Source organism: Cycloclasticus sp. (assembly GCA_040743155.1).
GTDB lineage: Bacteria > Pseudomonadota > Gammaproteobacteria > Methylococcales > Cycloclasticaceae > Cycloclasticus.
Genome location: JBFLJU010000001.1, coordinates 1005889 through 1029069 on the forward strand (window position 1 = coordinate 1005889; position 23181 = coordinate 1029069).

Genomic DNA, 23181 nt, shown 5'->3' on the forward strand with positions numbered 1-23181 from the left:
CAGTATGTCAGTACCCTTACTGTCTGTTCAAGGACTCAAAACTCAATTCAATCAACCTGCTGAGACAATCAGGGCGGTGGATGGCATTAGTTTTGATATTGCAGAAGGTGAAACCTTTGCATTAGTGGGGGAATCGGGTTGCGGCAAGTCAGTTTCAGCTTTGTCTGTGTTGCGATTGCTGCCAAGTAATGCACAAATTACCGCCGGTAAAGTGATCTATCGCGGGTCAGACTTATTACGAACGGCAGAAAGGGATATGCGCGCTATACGTGGCGTGCGTATCTCAATGATTTTCCAAGACCCAATGACCTCGCTTAACCCAGTGATGAGCATTGGCGATCAAATAGCAGAGGCGGTATTCGTTCATAAACAGCAGCCCGCTAAAAACGTAAAGCAACGCGTTATCAGCTTAATTCAGCAAGTGGGCATTCCCGATGCTGTTGAACGTTATGCAGAGTATCCTCACCAATTATCGGGTGGCATGAGGCAACGGGTAATGATCGCGATAGCGTTAGCGAATGAACCGGATTTACTGATCGCTGATGAGCCAACAACGGCCTTAGATGTCACCATTCAAGCGCAAATTCTGCAATTATTAAAAGACCTTCAGCGTCAAATGGGCATGTCGTTGTGGATTATCACACACGACTTAGGCATAGTGTCTGATATCGCCGATAAGGTAGCGGTAATGTACGCAGGCCAATTGGTAGAAGTAGCAACGCGTGATGACTTCTTTAAAAAACCCTTGCACCCGTATAGCCAGCGTTTATTTGATGCGCTGCCAACTATCGATAAACGTCACGAGTTATTGGTGACGCTCAGTGGTGCAGTACCGTCGTTATCGCAAACATTTATTGGTTGTCGTTTTGCCGAACGTTGTGATTTTAAAAAAGAACAATGCGTTAACGTGCCTGCTATTGATTGGCAGCGAATAGCTAATAATCAGCAGGTTAGATGTTTAAGAGTTGCTGAGATTGAGCAAGTTAATAAAACCGGTGGTTCATTAGCGACGCCTAAAGAGAATTTAACAGAGAGTTCGTCACTGCTCGTTAAACATTTAAAAATATATTTTCCCATAAAAAAAGGCTTATTAAAGCGAACCGTTGGGCAGGTGAAAGCGGTCGATGACGTTAGTTTTGAATTATTAGCAGGTACAACAACGGCTCTAGTGGGCGAGTCTGGTTGTGGCAAGACGACTTTAGGCAAAGGCCTACTGCAGTTATTACCCACTACATCTGGCGAGATTCACTATCAAGGTCAGGACTTGGCATCGTTGTCTGAACAAGCGTTTCAAGCCTATCGAAAGCAATTGCAAATTATTTTCCAAGATCCATTCTCATCGATGAACCCCAGAATGCTAGTGGGCGACATTTTAGAAGAGGGCATAAGGGCGTTAAAACCTGATTTAAACGATGCAAGCGTAGAACAGCAATGCGATGAGTTATTACAGAAAGTAGGGCTTAATGCAGAGGTGAGATTACGTTACCCACATGAGTTTTCTGGTGGTCAACGTCAGCGTCTGTGCATAGCGCGAGCCCTAGCGGTCAATCCCTCCATTATTGTTTGTGATGAGCCAACCAGTGCGCTGGATGTGTCGGTACAAGCGCAAGTACTAAACTTATTGAAAAGGCTGCAACATGAGCAAGGCCTGAGCTACTTATTCATTACCCACGACTTATCGGTTGTTTCTTATTTAGCCGATACGGTTGCTGTGATGTATTTAGGGCGCATTGTGGAAGTTGGCACGGTGGATGATGTGTTAAATAATCCAGCCCACCCATACACAAAAGCGCTGATTGATGCAGTGCCAACGTGGGATGCAACGCTACAGAAAAAAGTGATTAAACTGCCGGATAATATGCCGTCTCCAGCTAACCCGCCATCGGGCTGTCATTTTCATACCCGTTGTGAGCAGGTCATGCCGCAATGCAAGCAGCTTAAGCCAGTCGATGTACAGCTGAGCGAGAGCCATAAAGTCGCCTGTTTGTTATTTAGCCAAACAGACGATTAGTTTTTAAGCCGCGATCAATTCGAATTAGCAAAAGTATTAATGAACTAGGTCTTTAAAAGGCTTAGGAACGTGTCACGTCGACAATAATTTTTAGTTTTTGCCCTGGCTGCAAATATTTCTTATTCAAAGTGTTCCAACGTTTAAGGTCGTTAATGCTGACTTTAAACTTTTTTGAAATCAGGTACAAAGAGTCACCATTTCTAATGGTATAGCGAATCGTTTGGTGCTTGCGAGCAGACGTTAATTGAGTGCGGGCAGCTGGGTGAGATTTTTTACTCCAAATAACCAATTTTTGGCCTATTTTCAAGGTGTCTCTTGGCGCCATAGCATTCCATTTTGCAAGGCTTCTAACGCCGACTTGATAGCGTTTAGCAATCGTCCAGAATGAATCACCAGATTTCACGTAATACTCAATTTTATAGCCCTTGCGGGTTGTGTTAACAATGGCATTTTTACGCATTGCAACGCTATTCGTGTACAAACTACTGTTGTAGTTAGCGGTTGGGATGAGCAGGTGCTTGCCTGCCCTTATCAGCTTGTTTTTTATCTGATTCGCACGTTCTATTTGAGCAACCGTTGTGTGATAACGTCTAGCAATTTGTCCCAAGCTTTCACCACTTTTTACCTTATGTCGCACCCATTTTAGACGTTGCGAATCGGGCAAATCGGCCAGTTTGCTTTTAAAATCAACTGATTTAGAGGTAGGGATTAAAAGGTAATGAGGGCCTTCTGGGCTCGTCGCCCACTGGTTGAACGATGGGTTTAGCACGTAGAGCTCTTCAATACTGATATCGGCAAGTTCTGCGGCACGGGCTAAGTCAATTTGCTTCTTGGTATCTATACGCTCAAAAAATGGCTCATTCGGGATATCGCGTAGCGTAATATTATATTTTTCGGCGTTCGCTAGGATTGTTGCGATGGCGATTAACTTAGGGACGTAATGTTCGGTTTCCTTGCGAAGGTCCAATGCCCAAAAATCGGTATTTCGCCCAAGCCGTTTGTTTTTGCGAATGGCGGATGATATAGAACCACCGCCCGCGTTATAACCAGCCAAGGCGAGTAACCAGTCGTCGTTAAAACGTTTAGAAAGTTTTGATAAATACGTTAACGCAGCCCCCGTGGATGCGTAGACATCACGACGCCCGTCGTACCACCAAGTTTGTTTTAGGCCATACGCTCGTCCAGTAGAAGGGATAAATTGCCATAAACCGGCCGCTCTACCATGAGAGTAAGCAAAAGGTCTGTAGGCGCTTTCAACAATAGGTAGTAACGCCAGTTCACCGGGCACACCGCGTTTTTCAATTTCATTAACAATATGGTAAAGGTAAGGCGTCGCATTTTTTTGCACCCGATCTAAATACTCAGGGTGTTTGCTATACCAGTTTATTTCCGCTTGAACACGTTTGTTTTCAATAACGGGCAATTTGTATAATGAAAATAATCGCTGCCATAAGTTATCTGGCACGACGGGTACATCAGCTGGCGTATGTTTAAGTTGTTCATCAACGATACTGCTAACCGTAAGTTCCGGCTTAATAGCTGTAGTGAACTTAGTGGTTTCAGGGGGTCTAAGCTGTAATGGCGTGCAGGCGATAAGCACGGAAAAGCCTGCAAATAAAAGGAACTTAATCGTTTTATTTGTGATTAAATAATGCATTGAGTGATGTGGTTATTAGAGTCATTTAATTGTCCAATTATAGATTGTTTAGGTAATGGCACATAAAAAAAACTCACATTTAAACGGCACAATGGAGCTTCGTCATTGGTTTGAAACGCCAATTGGTCAGGCTTACCGGTATGCCGAATCGGCTCTTTTAAGTCAAAAGCTCAGTGAAAACTTCCGTACTGAAGTCTTGCAGTTAGACCTTATTGGCTGGGAAGGTGAGTTTCATGAGGCGATGCGCTTTGCGCACTATACAATTTTAGACCACGAAGTGTCCGAGCCTACTAAATATGCGCGTGTTGTTGGTGAGGCAGATGGTTTGCCGATTGATACATGCAGCGTTGATATCGTGATCATGCCGCATACACTGGAATTTGAGGAAAACCCACACCAAGTACTACGTGAGGTTGATCGAGTTTTAAAACCAGAAGGTATCGTTCTATTAATGGGTTTTAATCCGTGGGCGTTTTGGCATTTACCCCGATTTTTGCCCCAAGCAAAAAGAAAAACACCTTGGAATGGTCATTTCATTAGCCGTTATAGAGTGATTGATTGGTTAAAGTTACTGAATTTTAAGATTGAAGTGAACCGGGGGTGTTGTTTGTTTCCATTACTCAAAAACGAGAAGTCGACCAAGCTACAATCAATCTTTGAGAAAGTGCTGGCTTACTTACCTTTTTTGCCAGCAGCATATTTTATAATGGGTGTTAAACGTGTATCAGGTGGCACGTCTGTTTTTCACTTACAAGATCTAAAAAATCGATTTATTTCACCTCTAACTAAACCAGCGACAAAGAACATACATGTTGAAAAAAAGCGTGCAAATTTACACTGACGGCGCATGCCGTGGAAACCCAGGAATAGGCGGTTGGGGCGCCAGTTTGAGCTATAACGACACCCGTAAAGAAATTTATGGTGGCGAACAGGAAACAACCAATAATCGGATGGAATTAAAGGCCGTTATCGAAGCACTTAAAGCATTAACACAACCGAGCGACTTAACCATCAACAGTGATTCCAAGTATGTTTTAAGTGGCATTAGCGAGTGGATGCCAAACTGGAAAAAAAGAAACTGGAAAACCGCGGCTAAAAAGCCCGTTAAAAATGTCGATTTATGGCGTGAGTTGGATGCACTTATCCAGCCGCATACAATCAAATGGGTATGGGTTAAAGGGCATAGCGGTAACGCCGGTAATGAGCGAGCCGATGAACTGGCCAATATGGGCATAGATTCGTTATGAGGCAGATTATTTTAGATACGGAAACCACCGGGCTTGAGCCGAAGCAAGGGCACCGTATTATTGAAGTAGGTTGCGTGGAAGTGGTTAACCGGCGTCTTACCGGTAATAATTTCCATTACTACATCAACCCTCAGCGTGAAATTGATGAAGGCGCTGTTGCCGTTCATGGCATAACGACAGAGTTTTTGGCCGATAAGCCCTTGTATGAAGACATTGCTGAAGAACTTTTTGAATACTTAAAGGGCTCAGAGGTTGTGATTCATAACGCAGCTTTTGATGTTGGGTTCATTAACCATGAATACCGCTTAATGGGCTCCGACCATGCCGATATGGCATCTTGGTGCGAGATCACCGACTCGCTGCATATGGCGAGGAAGATGTTCCCCGGCCAACGTAATAGTTTGGATGCACTGTGCAAACGGTATGAAATAAACAATAGCCAGCGCACATTGCACGGCGCTTTGCTAGATGCTGAGATTCTCGCTGACGTATACCTGATGATGACCGGCGGTCAAAACTCTTTGTTTGCCGATGAAAACGCGGCAGAAAAGGAGTTTAAACCGAAAGTATTTGATAAAAACAGACCCGCATTTCCGGTTATAAAAGCCAGTGATGATGAGTTAGTCGAGCATTTTCAACGCCTTGAAGCGATCAAAAAATCATCCGGTGGAGAATGCGTTTGGGAGACGTTGAGTAACTAAACAGAACATTAGATGAGGAGCCTTAGAATGAACAAAAGCATTAGCAAAAAAGTATTGGCCGTACTGATGTGCCTTTCCTTCCTTGTGCCTGCCGTTAGCGCCGCTGTTGATGTCAGCACAACGCTAACAAGTGCTGATCTTATAAAGAAAAAGCAGTCAGAGGCAAATAAATACTTAACGGCGGCTGAGGCTTATGAGCTTGTTAAAAATACCGCCAGTGAGGTCCTGTTTATCGACGTAAGAACGCTAGCAGAAATTGAGTTTATCGGTTGGACGCCATTGGTAGATGCGGTTATTCCTTATATGACGAATGACTTTGATGAGTGGAATGCTAAAAAGTACCGCTACAAAAAAGTAATTAACGGTGATTTCCCGCTTGCTTTTGAGGATTTAATAGCGACAAAAGGGCTGAATAAAAACAGCCCGATTATCTTTATGTGTCGCTCAGGTAGCCGTAGTTCAAAAGCGGCAAACTTGGCCACTAAACTAGGTTACACGCAAGCCTATACGGTGGTTGATGGCTTTGAAGGCGATAAAGCTAAAAAAGGTAAGCATAAAGGACATAGAACAATTAATGGTTGGAAAAACAGCAGCTTACCTTGGAATTATAAAGTAGATATTAATAAGGTTTACTTTAATCAATAGGTGACACGATGAGCGCACATTGGGATAAACATTCGACCTGGGAAGAAGCCGAGACAAGTTGGGATAAGCGCGCCGATGCGCTAGAAAAAACACAGCCGATAAAACAACTGGTTAAGATTCCGACATTACCGGGCATTCGGCCTAAAACGAAAAAGAATTTACGTTGGAAAGCATTAAATTATTTGGCTAAGTACGATAAAGATAAATTCTTTATTCGTTATTTTTTTTCAAACCCGCTTAAACATGGGTTTAATTTAATAATGTCCTACTTAAAGCCGCTGCCATTTACCCGCGATAAAGACTTTTTCTTATATGGCTTAAAAGATGAAGCGGAATTTAAAAGTGTTTTAGCCAAACCAGGTAGTTTATTGGTGATTGGTTTTTCTTATTGCCACAAACCGTTTGAGTGCCCATCGGGCCGATTTACCCAAGAGTGTGTTCATGAGCTAAGCAATCCTGTATGCGGGCAGTGCTTTATTGGTAAGTGCGTACACAGCTTACCGAAAGAACGTGTATTGCCCGTTTTTATCACCACGGTGCATCAAATTGGTGAAATTATCGTAAAACAGGTTCAGAAGCATCCGACACTAGAAATCACCTACATTATTACCGCCTGTGAAATGACCCTGCAAATGTTTGGTGATTGGGCAAATATGATGCAGGTTCGTGGGTTAGGTATTCGCTTAGATGGGCAGATATGTAACACCATGAAAGCCTTTGTCGCATCAGAGCACGGCATAAAACCCGGTATGGCCGTGGTATTGGATGATACAAAAAAACGCATTCTTAGTTTGATTAGGTTTCGTCGAGAACAAGAGCTTTAACAAAACGCTAGTCATTTTTTGTTGCCATTAAATTAAGTGGATGGTTTTTTATTCACTTCAATGAAACTTACGCCCTTTGGGTATAAAATACCGTTTTTCTTATAACGCGGTAAACCTACATGACAGTTCGTACTCGATTTGCTCCCAGCCCAACTGGCTATTTACACGTTGGCGGTGCTAGAACAGCCTTATTTTCTTGGCTATATGCAAAAAAAACCAATGGCCAATTTGTTTTGCGTATTGAAGACACAGATAAAGAACGTTCTACAGAAGAGTCTGTACAAGCCATTTTCGATGGGATGGAATGGTTGGGGCTTGCGCACGATGAAGGGCCGTTTTTTCAAACGGATCGCTTCCCACGTTATTTAGAAATTATTCAGCAATTACTTGAACAAGGTGATGCCTACCATTGCTATTGCTCTGCAGAAGAAGTGGAAGCGGTGCGAGAAGAGCAGCGCGCCAATAAGCAAAAACCACGTTATAACGGCAAATGTCGCCACCGTACCGATACAGTAGAAGGGGTGAGCCCCGTGGTGCGCTTTAAAAACCCTGAGCAAGGGCAGGTTGTATTTGATGACCTAGTGCGCGGTGAAATATCAATCAGCAATGATGAACTAGACGACTTAATTATTGCCCGTTCAGACGGCACACCAACGTATAACTTAACCGTCGTTATTGATGACCTTGATATGAATATGACGCATATTATTCGAGGTGACGACCATATTAACAATACGCCTCGGCAAATTAACATCATGCAAGCGCTAGGCGCTGAACTGCCTCGCTTTGCCCACGTACCTATGATTTTGGGCGACGATGGGGCGCGTTTATCAAAACGTCATGGTGCGGTAAGTGTTATGCAATATCGTGATGAAGGCTACCTACCCGAAGCGCTGCTTAATTACTTAGTGAGGTTGGGTTGGTCGCACGGCGATAAAGAAATCTTTAGCCGCGATGAAATGATTGAGTTGTTCGACATAAAAGACGTCAACAAAACTGCCTCCGCATTCAATACCGAAAAGTTGCTTTGGATCAATCAGCAATACATTATGAAGAGCGAACCTGAAAAATTAGTGGCGCCATTAATCGCCCAGCTAGAAACACTTGGCTGCGATGTTGAACATGGTCCAGATGTGCTTGAAATCGTTAAGACGCAACAAGAGCGCGCTAAGACATTAAAAGAGATGGCCGAAAAAAGCTTACTCTTCTATAACGACTACGATGAGTTTGATGAAAAGGCAGCGAAAAAGAATTTAAAAGCTGCCGGCTTAGAACCCTTAGAAATAATGCTCGCAAAATTTGAACAATTATCAGACTGGTCAAAAGAACCCCTGCATCAAGTCATTTTAGATACCGCTGAAGCTCTAGAACTAAAGCTAGGAAAGGTAGCGCAGCCTTTGCGTGTAGCACTGACAGGAACATCCGTTTCGCCTGCACTGGACTCAACACTTCTATTATTAGGCAAACAAATGTGCCTAAAGAATATACAACGAGGTATTGATTACATAAAAAGACGAATTGTTGCGCAAGAAAGCTAGACACTAAGATAATCATTCAGTACAATTCGCGTCCTGCTAGAGGGGCCATAGCTCAGCTGGGAGAGCGCAACACTGGCAGTGTTGAGGTCAGCGGTTCGATCCCGCTTGGCTCCACCAATTTTTGGTGAACTAAAGTGATTTAGACGATACACTTTAGTAGTAAATAAAGACTTAGTCCCCATCGTCTAGAGGCCTAGGACACCGCCCTTTCACGGCGGTAACAGGGGTTCGAACCCCCTTGGGGACGCCATATAAAACAGCCACTAACAGCAATGTCAGTGGCTTTTTTATGTTTATACGGAACATTGCGAGTGCAAAACACTTGTCGTGTTGAGGTCAGCGGTTCGATCGCGCTTGGCTCCACCACTATTGGTGAATAAAAGTGATTTAGACGATTCACTTTAGTAGTAATAAAGACTTAGTCCCCATCGTCTAGAGGCCTAGGACACCGCCCTTTCACGGCGGTAACAGGGGTTCGAACCCCCTTGGGGACGCCATATAAATCAACCACTTACAGCAATGTAAGTGGTTTTTTTATGTCTATACGGAAGTAAATACGGATAAATGAGCTCAAAATTAATAACTCTCTAAACAGTAATTTCAATACCTTGGTTTTCCTAATGTTCTAATTAAGATTGTTAGCCTAAAACTTATCAATTGGAGATAATAAAATACTCAGTGTGCGCATTAATTTTCTAAAACACCATTAAGTGGGTTCGTAGTGAGAAATTTAACTATGCCACAATAATATGATTTATTTTGGGTGTGGATTTCATGGTTTGTTTTAAAAATCAAAGAGGGGTGGAGTATAAAAATCAATAGAGCCTGAGCCCCTTGATTTTTGCTTCTCTTGCTGATCAGGCTAGCGTTAATTGGCTATTTTGAATTCTGAGGTCTTGATTTATATTATATTAAAAAAGGCGGGGAGGAGTCATGCAAAAAATAATAAACCTTATTTTTTAAGGTATTCGCAATCATAGTTCATATTATTCAGGCTTTTGTCTAAGACAGTGCTGAGTTATATTTTTCATATACGATTGCTATTATTTTATTTGGCGGCTATCTGTTTGATATTAGAACATTTAAGAAGCTGTTTTTTGTGCCCCAGTGGGATGCCAGCTTTTTTGGCAGTATTGTTTGGCTAATAGTGGCTATTATAGAAATGCCTATAGATAAATAGGCAGGGTCAACAGTGGTCAGATACTGCCTTAAAAATCTAGACTAAAAAGGTGCAGTTTAGGCTGTTATCTAAGGGGGAGAGGCATTGGAATACTTCGTTCTATGCTATATGTCATCATTAGCATGGTTTTATTTTTTGTTTTTGATGTCATCTATAAGAAATACCAGAAGCACAAAAGAAAAAAACACCTATTTATCGCGCTAGGGCTACTATTATTGCCATTTACTGTGTCTATCAGGTGGCTGATTTAAGAGTGAATCACTCTGAGAGAATTCGTACCAGTGGAAACCAGCAAGTTACAATCAATAATTAACCCCGACGTTACCTTTTAGAAATATCAATAGAATATCAAGGGGCTAACCAGCTAGATTTACCGCACAAGTTATATAGCAGGAAAAAATGAGTCTACCTATATTTCGTTAGGCGTTACCTATCACCGCTTAGAAAACCCCGGTGCGATCGAACTCGAAATAATTGAAGTGCAGTCAGGTAGCTACTTAAGCGAGGACGATATCGTCCGTTTTGAGGATACTTACGGACGAAAGTGAGGGTCAATAGTTGTGTATTATGGCCTGCGCTTTCATAGGTTTTTTCCGCAGTGCTATGCGCACCTTTTCGAGCAGTGTCAACAACGCCCGAAAAGCGTACCAGCTAGGCTCCTTTTTAAACATTAATGTGAAGGGTTTTATACCTGATTCGTATTGCTAGCTAAATTGTATTCATGTTGGGAATAAACTTTTGCCAAACGACAATCCTATTAGACTCAACCTTAATGTTCAAAAATTGACCATTTTTTCTAAGTGCATGACAGTCATCTGATTTTCTGCGCTTACTCCAGTTGCCCACAAAGTTATCCACAGTTTTCGTGGATAACTTAAAAATCCCTTTTAATTGCCATTTGATTTTTGTACACTATTCAATAGTTATTTTAAAGAGGCTTTTATGATGGTTAAAGAACTTAAAAAACACGGTGGAACACGCATTGGAGCAGGGCGTAAGAAGGGCTCGTCTGTCTATGGAGAAGCAACAAAAGCGGTTAGGATTCCAGAAAGTTTGCTAGCAACTGTTAGCGAACTGCTGGATCATAAAAAGAAGCTGTTGGCCACTAAAAACATAGAGCATCCAGCGATTTATTTCCCCGATCTTGATAGCCCTGTACCCTCGATCCCTTTCTATAGCGCCAGTGTTGCCGCGGGTTTCCCGTCACCAGCAGATGATTATGTAGAAAAACGACTAGACCTTAATGAGCTGCTGATTAAAAAGCCGTCGTCCACCTTTTTTGTTCGAGCAGAAGGCGAGTCGATGCTCGGCGCAGGCATTCATCCAGGGGATGTTCTCGTGGTAGATCGCTCCGTACATGCCGGCGTCGGTAAAATAGTTGTCTGCGCCTTAGACGGGGAACTGACTGTCAAACGGCTACGTTCAAAAGAAGGTAAATTAGTCCTTGCGCCGGAGAACCCAGATTACTCTGATATACCGATAAGAGAGGAGGTAGAGATGGTTATTTGGGGTGTCGTGACTAGCGTTATCCACAACGTCTAAAAACGCTTAATATCGTGTCATACCCCGAAAATATAGCGCTGGTTGATTGCAATAATTTCTATGTTAGCTGTGAACGATTGTTTCGCCCAGACTTGCTTAATAAGCCTGTCGCGGTTCTAAGCAATAACGATGGCTGTATTGTTTCGCGTAGCCAAGAAGTTAAAGACTTAGGCGTAAAAATGGCTGTCCCTGTTTATCAAATTAAGCACCTTGTAAAGCAACATAACATTCAACTTTTCTCATCTAATTACCCTTTGTATGCTGACTTGTCCGCTAGGGTCATGCATAGTCTGAACGCTTTTTCACCATCAGTGGATATTTACTCTATAGATGAGGCATTTATTGACCTAGATCGATACAGCGGAAATCCAACAGCATTAGGTTTAGATATAAAAAGCAGTTTATCTCGCTGGGTTGGGATACCCGTTGGAATAGGTATAGGGCCAACTAAAACACTCGCTAAATTAGCTAATTACGCTGCTAAAAAATGGCCAAAGACAGGCGGTGTTGTGGATGTTGGAGACCTACAACGGCGGAAAAAAATAATGCAAATAACGCCAGTCAGCGAAGTTTGGGGTATAGGTCGACAGATAAATAAAAAGCTCAATAAGCTAGGCATAAAAACCGTGTGGGAGCTGCAGTCTCAGTCCGTGGCCGCAATAAAAAAGCATTTCAATTTAACCTTAGCTCAGACGGTGCAAGAATTACAGGGCAACCCAATCATTTCCTTCAATGAGAAAAGTAAGCCAAAACAGCAAATAATTTGCTCTAGAAGTTTTAAAGATAAAATAAATAACCAGCAAGAGCTAGCGCAGACGATCAGCGTTTTCTGTTTAAAAGCCGCCGAAAAATTACGTGCTCAAGGTGGTGTTGCTCAGCAAGTCAGCATTTTCATTCGCACCAGTCCCTTTGACAAAAAGCGGTTTTATTCAGAAAAAGCGACTTACAAATTAAAATCCGGCACACAAGATAGTCGAGACATATTAAAAATTGCCAAGAAGTTACTATCGAGCATTTACCTTCCTGCTTATGAATACCAACAGGCTGGTGTTATTTTGAGTGATATAAAGCCTAGGAATGACGAAGTATGTAAACAGGAAGATATGTTTAATTTGGTTTCGCAAGACAGTGGAAAAAGCCTACAGCTAATGAAAACCATCGATGACATCAATACACGTTTTAATAACCGCATAAGCTTCGCCTCAACAGGCAGTAAGATGCTACAGCAATCAATACCAATCAATAAGTCAAAACTTTACACAACGAGTTGGGAGGAAATAGCACTGGTTAAGTAGTTTAGTTTCAATATGTTATTGTGAAAACATAAACTTATTTAAGGTAAAGACCCTAATGCTTTTAAACTCCTTAGTAGTTACGTTTTAGATATGTAAGTTAACAATCTCAGACCCTTTAGCTGGGTTTGTATAATGTATTCTATTTAACATAATATACATTATGCGAAGTAGGATATTCAGTAAAGATAGGCAGGAAAAGGCTCACAGCGTCTACTCTAGAATAATCAGGGAAAACTTTTCCCGAGGTTCATAAAGGCTTTTGGAGACTTTAGGCGTTCGATCTGTTGCTTTAGCCTGGTGTTCTCTTCAGCACGAAAACCAATCGTCATCTTTAGATATTTGTGTGCGCGGGATTTGCCTAGTGGGGTAAGTTAGGATATTTTTATTGAACAGGCAAAAATATCGCATAAGATATTGATTTTAGACGGCTTCCCATTATATTTAGCTCTAGCTAGCTATAATAGGTGTCCGACAATATTGGGAGAAAAACATCCCTAGGATCACTTTAACCAATTGATATACTGATCATTATACCTCTCGGTTTTTCCCACTTTCAGCACGTTTTCGATCTTCTGACTGCACATACACAGTATCAGTAGTCGCCATGCTGGAGTGACCTAGGTCCTCTGATAAGTCTTTTAAGGCGCGACCTCGTTCAATCTCCAAACTGGCACCTGTATGGCGTAGCCAATGGGTAGAGACCTCTTTGAATTTGCGTGCTATTTCTTCACCCTGCTGTTTTTTCATCGCTTCATACGCTTGATCAAATACCTCTTGCACCAATCGAGATAGCTGCCGCGCTGACATGCCACCACTTCCACGCAATTTTTCAACAATAGGGTGACTTTCACCCTCTAAGGGTAAGCTACTCATACCTCGGTATAAGCGATAGCGTTTTAGATAGGGCATAAAACTGGAAGGCACCGTTATATCGCGTAACTTACGGCCTTTACCATAGACTTTAAGCCACCAGTTTTTGTGCGCATCTTCCCAAAAATGCCCCATAACGGGCATCCAATCAGGGCGCTCAGAAAACTCAGAAATTCGTAAAAAAAGTGTTTTTAAAGCCGCTACCAAAAACAAATTACGCTCATAGCGTGGGTTATCATCAGCCATAACCGTTGCAGTTTTTAATAAAAACAACCATTGGTCTTCAGATAACCTCTTCACATCTTTCACCTGGGCATCTTTGATAAAGTAACGACAATCCTTTTTAGCTAACTGGGCGGGATTGCCCATACAGTATTCTTCATCCATTAAGTACTTATAAAAAGCAATAATGGCCGTAAAAGTTGCCTGCAAAGTCTGTTGCGATGGCCGATACTTTTTCTTATCAGGCGTTGAATTGTCACCTTTAGAAACGACTAAGCGATAAGGTGACCAAGCTTTGTTCTGCACATATGTTCCATCACCTTTAGGCTGAAACTTTTCGTGATTCGTTAAACAGATCCAAGTCTGCGGTGGTTTCCAACAAAAATCAGCATAGTCTAGAATATCCGTTTTACGAAACTCATCACAAGCTTTCTCTTTAATGACGAAGCTCCATAACAAGAACTTTTCGATTTCAGAACGAAAGCGTGTATAGGTGTGTTGTGATTTGTTGCGCCCAATGTAGGAAAGAAATTCTCGTCCCCATAGCCAACTTTGTTTACGCCAACGTGGGCCAGAAGATATAAAAGATGACAACTCTGGAAACTCATCGAGCTGAACATCTTTAAGCTCCTTATAAGTTGGATACAGTGCGACAGGCTTATGAATGGCCATATTTAACCCAGAAATTGTTTTTATGAGTATATAAGGCTTATCTCACTATGTCCAATACTAAACGGTATTGGTCATAGTGAATATTTTGTCATCTATGTTAAATCAGAACCTTATGAGTAATATCAATGCTTAAGGTCAGCCGAGGGCTACTCTCCTTCCAATGTTGTCGAACACCCATCATTCAAAAAATAGTCTCTTCATCTTCTTTTCATAGCCTTGTTAGGCGCATTATCCGCCACGGTATGACAACACGCCTTTGAGACCTGACGAATTCACACCCGAAGAGCTGAATACCTTTTTCAGAATAGCGAGGCCAATAGCGGGAGTGCGAGGCTCAACACCTGACGTGTGATATTAATCATTTTAAATAACTTTTTAAAACCAAGATTACTTGTTCTACTTCTTCTGTTCGCCTTTCCTTTGACAGCTCTTCTGCGCCCAAATGTTCTCGCAAATGACCTTCCAATACTTCTTTCATTAGTCCATTAACTGCACCTTTTATAGCCGCAATTTGCTGCAAAACTTTCATGCAATCAGGCTCTCCCTCTAATGTATTTTCTAAAGCTATTGCCTGTCCTTTAACCTTTCGAACACGAGTTAGCAACTTCTTTTTACCTATGGTTGTATGAGACATATTACACCTGTTTTTAATACTATACTGGGGTACAGTATAGTAGTAAGCCAAGAAATTACATTTATAGGCAATAAAATTATAGTTAGGAGCACCCGTGCAAGACGATAACAGTATTCAATGGGATCATTCGCATGATTTCGGTATTGATAATAAGCACCGAGAAAATAAAGTGAAGATAGTCTTTTGGTTGACGACCATCATTATGGTGCTTGAGATTACCGTTGGTACAACGTCTGGGTCAATGGCCCTACTTGCTGATGGATGGCACATGGGAACACATTCCGCAGCGTTCCTAATTACAATATTCGCGTACTCTTACGCTAAGAAACATGCTGACAATAAAAGCTTCAGCTTTGGAACCGAAAAAGTTAATTACCTTGGTGGCTTTGCTAGTGCTGTTGCACTTGCAATCGTTGCTTTTATGATGGCAATAGAATCCGTCCAGCGACTAATTGAGCCTCAGATGATTTTTTTCAATGAGGCAATTATCGTTGCCATAATTGGGCTTGTAGTCAATATAGCTTCAGTCTTCGTTTTACATGAAGATCATCACCATCACGGTGAAGAACATGATGATCACCACCACGATCATAATATGAAAGCAGCTTATTTTCATGTTCTAGCAGACACATTGACTTCACTACTGGCCATTATTGCATTACTTACCGGTAAATATTATGGCTGGATTTGGATGGACGCAGTTATGGGTATTGTTGGTGCAGCTGTTATTTTGCGGTGGTCTTATGGGCTAATTAAAGAATCTAGTAATGTTCTGCTCGATAAAACTGTCAGCTTTACTTCCTTTGCCAAAATAGCGAAAAATATGAAGGAGGAAAATAATGCAATTATTAACGATATACACATCTGGAAAGTTGGAACATCACATCAAGCCGCCATCCTTTCAGTTGTTACTGAAGAACCGCTTGAGCCTTATTTTTACAAACGCATCTTAAAGCAACACCTACCTCGGCTGTCCCATATATCGATTGAGGTTAATGTCGCCGCCCAATAAAAAGTGTACTATTAACAGCAGCAACAGCGAGGTTTAGTTATTGAAATCATTTTGAAATCTACTCTCTATTACCCAGAATGTGGTCATAAGGAAACAGAAGCAATGCCCACAGATTCTTGCCAATGGTTTTATGAATGCAAGGGTTGCGGTGTGCTGCTCAAGCCAAAGCCTGGGGATTGTTGTGTTTTTTGTTCTTACGGTTCTGTACCGTGCCCTCCCATTGAGCAAGGCACAAGCTCTTGTTGTTCGTCGTAACTAAAACGCATGATACGCATTAGGCTGTCGCGTTTGACGGGCGACTTTGGAGACTTGGGTGTCTCAAAAACTTTAACGAGATAGTGACTCACTTGATAGCTACTTTAAGTCAATACTTAAAGCGCCCTTAGCCTCACGAATAACACCCCAAGCAGAGCGCATAACGATTATGGCAATGATCAAGCCAATAATAATGTCCGGCAACGGTGAGGAGAACCAATAAACCAAGCCAGCAGCAATTAGCACGCCGACGTTGTTAATCATATCGTTGCGCGTGCATAGCCATGTGGCTCGCATATTGATGTCCCCGTCTCGATACGCCATTAACAAGAAGAAAGATATTGAATTAGCGATAAGTGCTAACACCCCAAACACCCCCATATTGAAGGCATCTGGTATGTTATTGGTGCTTATGAGATAGATAGGCTGAACCAGAATTCCTAGACCTAATACCATTTGAAAAATACCACTGGTGAGCGCTGCCCGATTTTTCCAATGTTCCGCACGCCCTAGGGCAAAAAGCCCTAGAGCGTAAACTAATGCGTCCGCCAACATATCAAGCGAGTCTGCCATGAGCGCAGTGGAGTGACTAATAAGGCCTGCCGCGAATTCAACAAAAAACATACTGGCGTTTATAAGTAAAACGATAATCAATACGCGCTTCTGTTGTTTCGTTGCTGTCGCTATTTTATCGCTGGAACAGCTGTCACATCCGGCCATGATATCCCCTACTCCGCATTATGTTGTTTTGAAAAATACGAATATAACGCAGGTATTACCACTAGTGTTAATAAGGTTGCTGAGAAAAGCCCGCCAACGACAACCGTTGCTAGTGGCTTCTGTACTTCTGAGCCAATTCCTGTCGCCATTAACATCGGAATAAGCCCAAGTGCAGTGGTTGCGGCGGTAATGAGCACAGGACGTAAACGTGACACAGCACCCTCAAACACGGCTTGTTCACTAGATAGCCCATCTTCAATGCGTTGATTAATGGCATTGATCATCACCACGCCATTCAATACCGCAACACCAAACAAGGCAATAAAGCCAATTGAACCCGGTACAGACAAGTATTGACCAGAGATAAATAATGCAACGATACCGCCAATCATTGCTAGGGGCACATTCAACATAATCAATAAGGATTGCCCGACAGAGTTGAATGCAAAATACAGCATTAAAAATATCATTCCCAGTGAAACCGGAACGACAATCATCAGCTTATCTTGTGCTCGTTTTTGGTTTTCAAACTGCCCACCAAACACAACGGTATAACCATCAGGTAAATCTATCTCGTCATTGATTCGCTGACTTATTTCCGCTACAAGACCACCCATATCTCGACCTTCAACATTGGATTGGATAACCACTCGCCGTTGCACATCATCTCGACGGATTTGTGGTGGACCCGATTCTATTTTCACCTCAGCTACATCAGCTAATCTAACCCATGCGCCGTTTGGTGCTTGTAAGGTGATGTTTTGAATGGCTTCCATGCTGTTGCGATAACCCGCATCCAAACGAACGGTAATATCATAACGTTCGTTGCCGTTAATGACTTGACCTGCCTCCATACCACCAATGGCATTAGCGACTAAGTTCATTACTTGCGCAACAGGAATGCCATAACGAGCTAATGAATCGCGATTAGGGCGAATAGCCAATTGAGCTTCACCCGCAATTTGTTCCATTTCAACGCCTCGGGTACCCTCAATTTTGCGAACCAAGCCTTCAATTTCTTTACCGGTGCTAGCAAGCGTGGCTAAATCTGGACCAAACAGTTTTATAGCTAATTGTGCTTTTACACCCGACAGTAATTCATCTACGCGAGTAGCAATGGGTTGTGAAAATGAGAACAGCAAACCAGGATGAACTGACATCTTTTCCTCCATCAATTTTTGTAATTCTTGACGGTTGGATGCGCTTGTCCATTCATTTACAGGCTTCAAACCAACAAATATTTCAACGTTGGATACAGGTTCTGGGTCGCCACCAATTTCAGCACGTCCCGCACGGCTTGAGACGTATAACACTTCAGGGAATGTCATTATTTTGTCTTCAAGTTTCGCAGCAACACCTAGCGAAGTATTAAGGCTTGAAGAGGGGGCCAGTGTAACGCGAATATTTAAGGTGCCTTCTTCCAATTCAGGCACAAACTCTGTGCCAAGAAAAGGCACTAAAGCGAGTGAGCCAATAAACAAGATGACGGCGCTAAAGACAATTTTACGAGGTGCACTTAAAGCCCGTGATAACAGCGGGCGGTACATATTGTCAAAAAACGCCATAATTGGATTCTCTTTTTCTTTAACCCCGTGACGGAACATGTATGTTGCCAGCGCGGGCACAATAATAAGCGCAACTAATAACGAGGCTAACATCGCCAATACAATTGAAATAGCCATTGGCTGGAACAACTTGCCTTCGACACCTTCCAAAGTAAATAATGGCGCGAATACGATGATAATAATCATCACCGCAAAGAACACCGGACGGCCCACTTCACGGGCAGCTTCTTGGATGCGAAGCGCAATTCCATGATGGTCTTGAGCCGCGTTATATGGATCGGGTGCACCTTCCGCTAGCACTTCTTGAGCGTATTGGTGGTGCTCCTTATCAGGCTTACTTAAATGACTGAAAACATTTTCCATCATCACAACCGAACCATCTACCATCATACCGATAGCAATGGCTAAGCCACCTAACGACATGAGGTTCGCTGAAATACCCCAATAGGCCATAAACATGAGCGCTAAACCGACCGATATTGGCATTGAGATGAGCACCAAAAAGGCGGCACGGATGTTCATTAAAAACAGCATTAAGACAACGACAATCAACACGAATGCTTGCAATAATGCTGAGCTTACCGTATTAACAGCTTGATCGACCAAGTCTGCTTGATCATAAAAAGGCTCAATAGTCACACCGTCCGGTAACGCCGTTTGTATCGCGGGTAGTCTTGCCTTAATACCATCGATAGTCGCTTTTGTATTAGCGCCTAAGCGTTTCATTACGATACCTGCTACTACTTCGCCCATTGCAACTGGGTTTCCTTTAGCATCACGGGTAGACATGGTCACTGCACCTTGACGAATTTCAGGGCCAAAATCGACCACTGCCACATCACTGACTCGTACTGATACGCCATCTATATTTTTTAACGGAATATTACCGATGTCACGCAAACCCTCGTTGTCACTGCGTACCCAGCCTACACCACGAATAACGAGTTGTTCCGCACCTCTGTCTAAATACCAACCACCTGCGTTACGGTTATTTTTTTCAATAGCTTCAGCAATATCACTAATGGTTAGTTGATAAGAAAGTAATTTACTGGGGTGTACTTGCACTTGGTATTGTCTTACTTCACCACCAAATGACAAGACTTCTGTTACCCCACTAACAGGCATTAACAGCAGTTTTACCACCCAATCGTTTAGACTACGCAAGGCAATGGCATCAAATTTCTCAGGGTCATCAGTGCGCAAAATGTATTGATATACTTGCCCAAGTCCTGAAGTATTTGGCCCCATTTCAGGGGTTCCAATACCATCTGGAATTTGCTCACGAGCAGATTGCAGGCGTTCAAAAACCAGTTGCCGAGCAAAATAAATGTCGGTACCTTCTTTGAAAACGACAGTGATAACAGATAGCCCCGTTTTAGATATTGAACGAACCTCTTTAACGTCAGGAAGGGCATACATAACGGATTCAATAGGAAAGGTGATTAGCTGCTCTACTTCCTCCGAAGCAAGCCCACGAGCTTCAGTATTAATTTGTACTTGAACATTGGTTACGTCCGGAAAGGCATCAAGGTTGAGTGAAGGTAATATTAGTGTTCCGCCAACAAATGTCGCGAGCAGCGAAAGCACGACCAGTAGGCGGTTATTAATACCGAGGTCAATAATTTTATTTAGCATGGTTGTGACCTCAATGGTTATGAATACTAAAACCAGACTTTGCTAATTCTGATTGTAAAAAGAATGCACCGTGAGTTACCACGCGAGAGCCTGCTTTAATACCCTCAATGACGGTAACTCCCTGATTTGTTCGTAGCACCTCAACTTCTTGCGGTTCAAATTGATTGTCTTCGTGCTCGATAAATACCATCCAATCACCGTCCGGGCTGCGTAAAACCGAATCAGCAGGAACGGCTAACGCTTTTTCTGTGTTAGTCGCTGCAATGCTTACGTCAACAAAAACACCTGAGTGTAATACGTCATTAGGGTTCGCTACTTCGATACGAACACCAATGGTACGTGTGCTTTCATCCAAAGAATGATGGCGTTGAATAACCTTTCCCTTTAATGTTTTTCCAGCAAAATTAACATCGGCCGTAGCATCTATTTGCACGTCTTGTACTTGATTTGCAGTTAATCGAGCATCTACCCAAAGTTTCGTTTCATCACTAATTTTAAATAACATTCGACCTGCTTCAACAGCCTCACCCAATGTAAATTGATCCTGAATTACGGTGCCACTTTGCAGTGCTAACAGTTGGAAACGACCGTTGGCTAGTCTGCCATTACCAGCTTTCAGCATGGTGTTCACTTGCTGTTGATTCATACCATATGCTTGCACTTTTGCACGTGCCAGTTCATTGTTTACTTTGGCTTGTATATATCGAGCCGCAGAAACTACTTTTTGGCCTAACTTTCGAACTCGGTTCCACTCTCGAGCGGCCACTAAAAGGTCACCTTGTGCCTGTGCCATTTCAACACTAGAGAGCGTGACTAATGGTTGCCCCATAGATACTAAGTCACCTAGTTTTGCATGTCTCTTAACAACTTGAGCATTAATAAGTGATACAGCCTGACTAGTTGCATAGGCATTTAGGGTTATTTCCCCTGGCGCGCTAATGTTGCGGGTTATATCCGTTAACTGAATGGCCGTAGTTGAAATGCCAGCTGCTTTTTGTTGAATGGCAGTTAAATGAATTCCTTCTTCTTCCTGCGTATCGTCACTTTCTTCAGTGTGTGCAGTTTTGTGGTTATGATCATCATCTTCTTCAGTGTGCGGGGTTTTCTTGTCATGGTCATCTCCTTCTGATGCATGGATAGTTTGAGCACCTGATAGCGTTAAAAGAGCGACCAAAAAAACGGTATTAAATTTATTCATTGTTATTCTCCACTGCCTAACTTCTTAGGGCTGTTGTTTGTTAGTAGGTTGCTTTTTGATCTTGTCCATCTAGCAATATCCCCTGAGGCGATGAGCCATTTGGTCCAGGACTGCCAAAGTTTGGCGCGTTGCCTAATGACACTTTCCTCGGTATCAAGTGATTGTTTAAGTTGCACCAAGTAGTCGGCCGTACTTAATTCACCTGCTTTCCATAGACGGCCTAACAGTTTTTCTTTTCGTAATAAATGCTGACCTCCGGTTGCTTTCCACTGAACCCATGCTTGACGATTAACCTGAAGTGTTTGTTCTGCTGAAGCCAGTTGAGCGAGTAATGCTTGTCTCGTACTTGTTGCTTCATATTCACGCTGTATAAGCAGTAATTGGGCGGCTTCTACTTCAGCGCTTAAATTATTTCGTACAAACAGAGGCATTGAGAAACTAAGGCTCGTTAAATTGTCGCTGCCTTCCTTACCAGTTTTTATTCCAATACTTGGGTTAGGGCGTTGTTCGCGTTGACGTAATTTAATTTCTGCACGAGCAATGTTCATTCGAGCACGGGCTAGGCGCATTTCTGGTAAGCGATCGAGTAATTGATTTGAATCTTTTATCGGATATTCAGAGTTGTTAGGTACATCACTCATTATTGGTAATGATGTTATTGGTGCGTTACCCCCATTCCCTAATACCATGTAAAGATTTTGTTTATTGATAATTAATTCAGAACGAGCACCGGCTAATTCAAAACTGGCTTCGCTGCTTGCTAATTGTGCCAGAGCTAGTTCAATTTCAGCAAGGTCTCCAGCTTGATAGCGTTGTTTGGCAATGCTGAAAAATTGTGACATTGAATCTGAACGTTTTTCGATTACTTTCAGAGTATCAATACTGGCTTGATATGTAGCCAATGCCAATAGAATTTCAGCTGTTAATTTCTGCTGTGCAACAGTTAATTCGGTGAGGCTAAGTTGCAGCTTATAATCCGCAACACGTGTTTGCGCAAATCGTTTATCACCCCAATCAATGCTCTGGGTGATACCTGCTGTTTTTGTGTCAACACCTGCTTGTTCATACTCAAGCTCAAGCTCTGGGTTGAACAAAGGCTGATCGGCAGCACGAAGTTCAGCTGTTGCCTTATCAGCAGCAGCTTGTGTGGCTTGTAATCTTGGGTGCTGTTGTACTACTTGGCTTAGCCAGTTTTCGAGTTTTTGTTGCTCGTTAGCGCCGGCTGTTGGAGATAACAATAAGGCACATGTAAAAAGGCTAATGACATTTAAAAATCTCATGATAATTCCTATATATAAAATAAAACAAACACAATTTAAATTTATGAATCGTGTAGGTATGCCGGCTATAACCGACAAAATTATTAGGAATTAGCTAAGAGGGGGGCGCTGGGGCGGGCTGGTTTGAAGTGATTGAAAAAGTGAGCTATATGTCAAGTTGTGACGCTTAGCCACGTGAGGCGACACTTTTGTGTATAGACCAACCAAGCCTAATAAGTGAGCTCCTGCATGACAGCAGTGATCATCATCTAGGTGATTGTCTTGATCACTCGTTAGGTCAGTGTTGTGTAAATCAGCTGGTTGAAACGTGGTCTGTTGGTGTTTCCCTGCAATATCATCATGACCACTCATTGACCACACACTGCTATAGCTCAGTGAGCTAAGAATCATAAGTAATAGCATTAAGTGTTTAAGCACAATGAGGGGGTGTTGGAAACATTGTGGCAGTCTAACCTTTAGAATTATAGGTTGTCAAATT

General features: G+C 42.4%; 20 protein-coding genes and 3 tRNA genes. 15 read left to right on the top strand and 8 right to left on the bottom strand.

All coding sequences use genetic code 11. The features are described from left to right. Positions 1-4: 4 nt before the first annotated feature. Positions 5-2011, top strand: coding sequence for an ABC transporter ATP-binding protein (locus tag AB1Y31_04860; GenBank protein ID MEW4982495.1), 2007 nt, complete (start codon positions 5-7; stop codon positions 2009-2011). A 61-nt stretch (positions 2012-2072) separates the two neighbouring features. Here the strand turns inward: AB1Y31_04860 and AB1Y31_04865 are convergent, their stop codons facing one another. After that, a complete protein-coding gene (locus AB1Y31_04865; protein ID MEW4982496.1) occupies positions 2073-3668 on the bottom strand; it encodes a LysM peptidoglycan-binding domain-containing protein in 1596 nt (531 codons plus the stop codon). Positions 3669-3723: 55 nt separating this feature from the next. On the opposite strand from AB1Y31_04865, the gene AB1Y31_04870 reads away from it, so the two are divergent. The 12 genes from AB1Y31_04870 (at position 3724) to AB1Y31_04925 (ending at position 12640) form a co-directional block, all read left to right on the top strand. Next, positions 3724-4509, top strand: coding sequence for a methyltransferase domain-containing protein (locus AB1Y31_04870; GenBank protein ID MEW4982497.1), 786 nt, complete (start codon positions 3724-3726; stop codon positions 4507-4509). Next, positions 4478-4915, top strand: a complete 438-nt coding sequence (rnhA, locus tag AB1Y31_04875) for a ribonuclease HI (protein ID MEW4982498.1) — start codon at positions 4478-4480, stop codon at positions 4913-4915. The genes AB1Y31_04870 and rnhA overlap by 32 nt, the downstream gene beginning before the upstream one ends. Then, entirely contained in the window at positions 4912-5616 is a 705-nt protein-coding gene (gene dnaQ, locus AB1Y31_04880) for a DNA polymerase III subunit epsilon (GenBank protein MEW4982499.1), read from the top strand. Before rnhA ends, dnaQ begins: the two co-directional genes overlap by 4 nt. A gap of 27 nt (positions 5617-5643) precedes the next feature. Next, entirely contained in the window at positions 5644-6261 is a 618-nt protein-coding gene (locus AB1Y31_04885) for a rhodanese-like domain-containing protein (GenBank protein MEW4982500.1), read from the top strand. A gap of 8 nt (positions 6262-6269) precedes the next feature. Then, positions 6270-7085 carry a hypothetical protein gene (locus AB1Y31_04890; GenBank protein MEW4982501.1) on the top strand — a complete coding sequence of 272 codons (816 nt, stop codon included), beginning with the start codon at positions 6270-6272 and terminating at the stop codon, positions 7083-7085. A gap of 119 nt (positions 7086-7204) precedes the next feature. After that, the gene (gltX, locus tag AB1Y31_04895; protein MEW4982502.1) at positions 7205-8623 is read left to right on the top strand and encodes a glutamate--tRNA ligase; all 1419 of its coding nucleotides are present in this window, start codon (positions 7205-7207) and stop codon (positions 8621-8623) included. 41 nt (positions 8624-8664) lie between these two features. After that, a tRNA-Ala gene (locus AB1Y31_04900) sits at positions 8665-8740 on the top strand. 57 nt (positions 8741-8797) lie between these two features. Further along, positions 8798-8873, top strand: a tRNA-Glu gene (locus AB1Y31_04905). Between the two features lie 171 nt (positions 8874-9044). After that, a tRNA-Glu gene (locus AB1Y31_04910) sits at positions 9045-9120 on the top strand. 1069 nt (positions 9121-10189) lie between these two features. Continuing rightward, positions 10190-10351: a hypothetical protein gene (locus tag AB1Y31_04915; protein ID MEW4982503.1), complete on the top strand. Its 162-nt coding sequence runs from the start codon at positions 10190-10192 to the stop codon at positions 10349-10351. A 394-nt stretch (positions 10352-10745) separates the two neighbouring features. Next, positions 10746-11345 carry a translesion error-prone DNA polymerase V autoproteolytic subunit gene (gene umuD, locus AB1Y31_04920; protein MEW4982504.1) on the top strand — a complete coding sequence of 200 codons (600 nt, stop codon included), beginning with the start codon at positions 10746-10748 and terminating at the stop codon, positions 11343-11345. Positions 11346-11359: 14 nt separating this feature from the next. Next, positions 11360-12640, top strand: coding sequence for a Y-family DNA polymerase (locus AB1Y31_04925; protein ID MEW4982505.1), 1281 nt, complete (start codon positions 11360-11362; stop codon positions 12638-12640). 528 nt (positions 12641-13168) lie between these two features. On the opposite strand, the gene AB1Y31_04930 is transcribed toward AB1Y31_04925, so the two are convergent. Together AB1Y31_04930 and AB1Y31_04935 are read right to left on the bottom strand one after the other, a co-directional pair. Beyond that, on the bottom strand, positions 13169-14404 hold the full coding sequence (locus AB1Y31_04930; protein ID MEW4982506.1) for a site-specific integrase: 1236 nt from the start codon (positions 14402-14404) through the stop codon (positions 13169-13171). 358 nt (positions 14405-14762) lie between these two features. Continuing rightward, positions 14763-15038, bottom strand: a complete 276-nt coding sequence (locus tag AB1Y31_04935) for a metal/formaldehyde-sensitive transcriptional repressor (protein ID MEW4982507.1) — start codon at positions 15036-15038, stop codon at positions 14763-14765. Positions 15039-15132: 94 nt separating this feature from the next. Between AB1Y31_04935 and dmeF the strand changes: the two genes are divergently transcribed. Both dmeF and AB1Y31_04945 read left to right on the top strand, forming a co-directional pair. Continuing rightward, positions 15133-16050, top strand: a complete 918-nt coding sequence (gene dmeF / locus AB1Y31_04940; protein ID MEW4982508.1) for a CDF family Co(II)/Ni(II) efflux transporter DmeF — start codon at positions 15133-15135, stop codon at positions 16048-16050. Positions 16051-16089: 39 nt separating this feature from the next. After that, on the top strand, positions 16090-16305 hold the full coding sequence (locus AB1Y31_04945) for a GDCCVxC domain-containing (seleno)protein (protein ID MEW4982509.1): 216 nt from the start codon (positions 16090-16092) through the stop codon (positions 16303-16305). Between the two features lie 99 nt (positions 16306-16404). Here AB1Y31_04945 and AB1Y31_04950 read toward each other — a convergent pair whose 3' ends face one another. From AB1Y31_04950 to AB1Y31_04970, 5 genes are all read right to left on the bottom strand, one after another. Beyond that, complete coding sequence (locus tag AB1Y31_04950) at positions 16405-17025, bottom strand: cation diffusion facilitator family transporter (GenBank protein ID MEW4982510.1); 621 nt, start codon at positions 17023-17025, stop codon at positions 16405-16407. A gap of 8 nt (positions 17026-17033) precedes the next feature. Beyond that, entirely contained in the window at positions 17034-20225 is a 3192-nt protein-coding gene (locus AB1Y31_04955; GenBank protein MEW4982511.1) for a CusA/CzcA family heavy metal efflux RND transporter, read from the bottom strand. A gap of 10 nt (positions 20226-20235) precedes the next feature. Continuing rightward, a complete protein-coding gene (locus AB1Y31_04960) occupies positions 20236-21423 on the bottom strand; it encodes an efflux RND transporter periplasmic adaptor subunit (protein ID MEW4982512.1) in 1188 nt (395 codons plus the stop codon). 2 nt (positions 21424-21425) lie between these two features. Continuing rightward, on the bottom strand, positions 21426-22703 hold the full coding sequence (locus AB1Y31_04965) for a TolC family protein (protein MEW4982513.1): 1278 nt from the start codon (positions 22701-22703) through the stop codon (positions 21426-21428). Positions 22704-22793: 90 nt separating this feature from the next. After that, positions 22794-23054: a hypothetical protein gene (locus AB1Y31_04970; GenBank protein ID MEW4982514.1), complete on the bottom strand. Its 261-nt coding sequence runs from the start codon at positions 23052-23054 to the stop codon at positions 22794-22796. Between the last annotated feature and the right edge of the window lie 127 nt (positions 23055-23181).